Origin of the sequence: Malikia granosa (assembly GCF_002980595.1) — a bacterium.
Lineage (GTDB): Bacteria > Pseudomonadota > Gammaproteobacteria > Burkholderiales > Burkholderiaceae_C > Malikia > Malikia granosa.
In genome coordinates, this window is the sequence record NZ_PVLQ01000151.1 from 1 (window position 1) to 4,955 (window position 4,955).

3 protein-coding genes and 1 pseudogene are annotated in these 4,955 nt (G+C 63.3%); 2 read left to right on the plus strand and 2 right to left on the minus strand.

Annotation, left to right across the window (positions count from 1 at the left end):
* Positions 1 to 700, plus strand: a 700-nt coding sequence (locus C6P64_RS18300) for a hypothetical protein (protein ID WP_170073146.1), incomplete at its 5' end; no start/stop codon positions are given.
* A 312-nt stretch (positions 701 to 1,012) separates the two neighbouring features.
* Here C6P64_RS18300 and C6P64_RS17720 read toward each other — a convergent pair.
* Together C6P64_RS17720 and C6P64_RS17725 are read right to left on the minus strand one after the other, a co-directional pair.
* Positions 1,013 to 2,422, minus strand: coding sequence for a replication protein (locus C6P64_RS17720; protein ID WP_105749844.1), 1,410 nt, complete (start codon positions 2,420 to 2,422; stop codon positions 1,013 to 1,015).
* A gap of 471 nt (positions 2,423 to 2,893) precedes the next feature.
* Complete coding sequence (locus C6P64_RS17725) at positions 2,894 to 3,601, minus strand: DNA-binding protein (RefSeq protein WP_105749845.1); 708 nt, start codon at positions 3,599 to 3,601, stop codon at positions 2,894 to 2,896.
* 1,049 nt (positions 3,602 to 4,650) lie between these two features.
* Here C6P64_RS17725 and C6P64_RS18385 point away from each other — a divergent pair.
* Positions 4,651 to 4,955: pseudogene (locus C6P64_RS18385) on the plus strand (hypothetical protein); the annotation flags it as partial.

Here is a 4,955-nt window from a genome sequence, read left to right on the forward strand (position 1 = left end):
CCCGCCACTGTCGTGGCGTCATGACCTGCTCGCCGCCGGCGTACTGGCAGAGCTACACAAAGAGGGCTGGACAGTATTCCCGGAACGGGAGATTAGGCAGCGACAAAGCGACTTGGCCAAGTACCCTGATGGAATCGCTGTAAAGGGGGCTGACGTCGCATGGCTGGAAGTTGAACGTGCGACTAAGACAGGGCCGAACGGACGCCAGCTAGTAGCCGCGCTGTGCGCTGCGGGAGAAGGCACAGCGAGCGCAGTCGTCGGACACAAGCCGACAGTCGCTCTGGTCGCATATCAGCCCGACGCGATAGACACGCGTGGCTGCGCAATCAACCACCGAGCGCGCATCACGACCGCAGTCGCCAACGCTACCAAGACAAAAGTCAAGATGATGTGGGCCGCGTGCGAACTGCGGGGGCCGGCTGGTCTCGGCAAAGTGACGTTCGCGCGAGAGACGATTGAAGCCGACCTCGCAGGCGCAATCCTAAAACGGATGGAGTGGCGAGAGAATCCTGAAGAGGAGGGCGTCTTGGTCGCCAGCTACGGTGAACGGCTGGGAGCTGTCTGGGAAGAGGAAGACGGCTTCTGGGGCTATCAAGTCGACAGTCGCCCCGGTGGACTTGCGGACACCGAAGCAGACGCAAAGCGAGCGTGCGCAGTGGAGATTGCATCGATGAGCAAACCTACGTCGAAAGCGAAGTAGTCCCAGCGTTCATTACCCCTACCCCAGGTTCCGGAGTTCCACGGCTTCGCCGTTCCACCCCGGGCGAGTGGAGAAGGGATACCGTTTGATGTTCTTCCTCTTGAGGACACATGCCGGAGCCTGTGAACAGCCCACGTGACTCCGGACTAGCTGGAGCGCAGAGCCCCCTCTTTTGGGAGTGACGCACAGCACCCGTTTTTTCTATATCGCACAGCCTGTCTTTTTGGGTTCCCTACGGGCTACCCGGTGGGCTTGAGGCCCACTGCGGCTTCGCCACTTCATACATACGCACGGTACCTATTCCGGTCCGAATCAAGCGCAGGACTTCCGGGCGACCTCGGCGCTCTTGTAGCCGACCTCTGCGGCGACCTCTGCCCACGACTTGCCTTGGGCGCGCAGCAGGCGGGCCGTGGCGCGCTTCTGCTCCGCACCAGCGCTGACGGTAGCCAGGTACTCAGCACGAGTCGGGCCACCGGCTGCGTCACGCTGCTCGGCACGGCGCTGTGCCTCGCGCTCGGCATGACGCCGCGCAGCCTCGCCCCGACTGACGATGGTGGCCAGCTGCCGCTCCTCGTCCGGCGTGATACCGAAGCGCTGGATGAGCGTGTCGTTACGCCAGCGGTAGCGCGGGTCCACTAGGTGGCCGTTGAACTCGACCTTCTCGCCCTTCGCTAGTCGCTTCATGCGGTCGATGACAGCGGACGCTGAGCCGTTGACCATACTGGCGGTCCAGTGCGGCGCGAACTCACGCCCGAGCACGCGCAGCTCGTCATAGAACCGGGGTACGTTAGGCACCGCCTGCGCCAGGAACGAGGCGCCGACGAAAACGGCCAGGTCGCGCGAGCCGTCCGGGGCGCCCTTCGTCCAGCCGCGAAGGTCGGCCAGCTTCCGCAGGTCATGCAAGCGGTCCCAGGCCAACTGAGCGCCAATGAACGGCCGCAGGTTGCTCAGTGCCGCCGTGTCGATAGCCGTCAGGTGGCCCTTGGTGCGAGTCGCCGGCCGCTGCTTCGTCTGGGTGGGGTCAGCCTCACGCGCTGCGCGATCCTCGCGCAGCTTCGTTAACTGCTCGCGCGTGAACTCCAGGAGAGAGTCGGCGAGCTTGTCAAAGTCGTACCGCGTGCCGGTGTTGTGCACGACCCGGACGACTTCACCGCTTTTGCTGTTGACCGTGTGCACCAGGCGCAGCACGCGAGAAGCATCGAGGGCGTTGGCGTCCGAGCCAAGGTCAACTAGGCGCCGGCCGATTTCACGTTGCACCAACGACCAACGCGGCAGCGCACGGGCGGGCAAAGGCGCATCGAGCAGCCATTTCGCCTGGAGCCCTCGACCGGAGAAGATGACAAGCGAAGGCTGCGGCAGGCCGGCTGTCTCGCACAGCCGCAGCAGACGCTCGAGCTGCGCTTCCGCGCTCAGCCCGGCAAGCTCGGGAAGCTTGTAGGTGTCAAGGTCAACGAACAGCAAACCGACGCGCATGAAGTGCAGCAAGCGCCTGGTCGGTGCCCAGAACTCGGCCTGCGAAATCCATGTATCAATAGACTTGTCGCACTCAGCCAGGACGAAGCCCATCGAGTCGACCGGGTAGGAGCGCTGCCGCTTCGCGGTCATGCCCTCGGGCTGGGTGAGCAGCGAGAAGTACGCGGTACGGCTGTCCGAGCGCAGGTAATGAGCTGGCTCAATCCAGCTTGAGAATAAGTTGTCGTCGTTTTTCTTCAGTGCAGACATGTTTGCTCCGTCCATGTCCGCGCATCGCAGCTATACTTTTGCATATCGGACATTCCGAGCGCCTCGAACCCCTGTGCCGCCAAGCTGTAGGGTCCGAGGCGTTTTCTTTTGTGGTGCAGTCTGCCGACCTCCGGCAGACCGTCAACATCGTATAGCGTACGGCTTCAGCATTCGCTGCCGACAGCCCAAAATTCCTCCCTATTGCCGATAAAGTGGCTTATCGGATTGTCATATTGACAATGATAAGTTGCCATAATGAAAAAAAATAAGGGGGAAATAATATGGCAGAATCAGAGTCCTCTAGTGACAATACCAGGGTAGAAATCGAAATTCTGAGAAATAGGCTAGAAGAAGCAGAAGAAACAAATCGATGGCTGACGTGGACACTCGCGGCCACCCTATGCTTCACGTTTTACGTGTTGTGGCGCTTCTCGTAGCCATCGAGGCAGGCTTACCAGGAAAGGCTGGGCGTCACCGTTTCCTCGGGGCCTGCGCACTCCCAGGCGCAGAAGCCGACGCGCTGCTGTAAAGCAAGGCCTTCAGTTCTGCCACCTGGTCCAGCAGATGCTCACGGTCGCGCTGGTGCGCGGCGTCTTTGAGTTCCGCATCGCGGCGTGCGAGCTCCGCAGCTTGCTCGAGCTGCTGCTTGAGCGCCGCCGTCTCAGCCTGGGCGAGCGCGAGATGGGCGCTGAGCTGCTGCACATGCTCACCGACTGCATCGAGCTTGACGCCTTCGCTTTCGATTTGCTCCGCGAGCGACTCCTCGCTTTTCGCGAGGGCTTCGCGCAGTTCGTCAACGTCAGCCAACAAGGCTTCATGGTCGCGGGTCAAGACTTCCAGCGAAGCCGCGAGCTGGTCACGCTCGGCTGCGGTCCGGTCCAGGCGGGCGAACGTGAGCGTCTGCGCGTGCGACCAGGCCGCAGACCAGATTGCGTCCACGAGAGCCGTGGGAGCCGCAGGCGGGGCTGCGGTATCGAGTGCTACAGCCGGAGCGGCTCGCTCGGCGCGAATCTCATCCAGCAGCTTCTGAATTGTCGTGTTGCCGCCGCGTCCGAGGATGGCGCGAATCGCGGAAGCGTTCGTGCGGTTCGGGTCCGTGTCGCCCAGCGCGGCAAGAACGTCTTCGCGAGTGATGCGGGCAGTAGGGGTAGGGGTCGAGGTAGTGGTGGTATCGGTCATAAGAGGCTCCGGTAAAGTTGGTAAATTACAGTGTAAAGTAAATACCGTATATTGTGGTTAATTACAGTAAAAAATATACTGATTGAACGGTAAATAAGCGCAGGCCAAGTAGCCGGGCGGGGGTGTTGGCAGGAGCCGCTGGGTCGAGGCCGCGAGCTTGGAGCCTTGGCGACAGGCGGCCGAGTACCCAGCGGGGCGCAGCCCAGCCGCTTCCAGCGGCTGCGGGAGCCGCCGTATCGGGCCCGGACGACGAGCCAGGACCTACGGTCCAGGTCGGCCGGGAGCCGGTGCGGTGGGGCAAGCAACGAAGCTCCAGCTGAGGCGTGAAGCCCGGTCCAGGCGGCAGTCTGGTCGGTCCAGGCAGAAGGCCTGGTAGGGGAGCCGCTTGGGCCACGGACGCAAGCCAGGAGCTTTAGCGACAGGCGGCCGGGGAGCCAAGTGGGGGCGAAGCCCGCCTCCCGACCCCGCTTGCGGGGCGGGGAAGGGGCTTACGAAAGACGACCTGCTAGGGGGCCACGCCGGACCGCTTGCGGGCCGGTGGGGGCAGGTCGGCGGTGGCCACGAGTGCTTGCACTCGGGGACATGAGGAAGCCGCTTCCCCGCCCCGCGAAGCGCCCCCAGCTTGCTGGGGGTGGCCCTTGGGCCAGGTCGGGGAGGCCCACGAGGGTCACGCTCAGGCGTGGCCCGCTGTAGACCTGCTCTGGCAGGTCGTGAAGGCAAGTCCGGCAAGGAGGCCCCTTGGGGCCGACCCAGGACGCGTAGCCGGCAAGGAAGCCCCTTCTAGGGGCTGACCCAGGCGAAGGTAAGGGCGGCAAGGAGCTTTAGCGACCCAGCCCGCGCAGCCCTGCTCGGCAGGGCGTAGGCAAGCCCTCTAGGGCGCGAGCCGGCTTCAGTCCGGCGAAGGGCTGCTCTGACCCTGCTTGCGGCCCTACGTCGCGCCCCGCTTATTTCGGGGCGGTGTCGTAGTCAGCAGCAGGCGCAGGGCCGTAAGCAGGGTAATAAGCGGCGCAGCGTGCCTATACGAAGCATCTTCAACACGAAAGGTGCTCATGGACGCATACGCAAAAAGTAGAACGAATGACCTCATTGGGCTGGGCTGGCTGAGCCGGTTCGGATGGCTCAGAACAGCGGAGCTCGGCAAGCTGCTCTGGCCCAAAAGCAAGGGCGCCCGGCAACAAGCCGACCGACTCGCTAGGCGATGGCTTGAGCGCCGGCTGGTGCTCGCACGCGAACTCCCAGAGGGAGCCGGCCGGGCGCTCGTACTGGCGACAGCCGGAGTAAGGCTACTCGCCGAAGTAGATGCCTCGGCAAATTCTGGCAAAGACATCGGCATAGTGACTGGCGAGACGTGGCG

Bases quoted from the DNA above. Each gene is read 5' to 3' on its own strand.
- C6P64_RS17720 (WP_105749844.1), bottom strand. From the start codon at position 2,422: ATGTCTGCACTGAAGAAAAACGACGACAACTTATTCTCAAGCTGGATT.
- C6P64_RS17725 (WP_105749845.1), bottom strand. From the start codon at position 3,601: ATGACCGATACCACCACTACCTCGACCCCTACCCCTACTGCCCGCATC.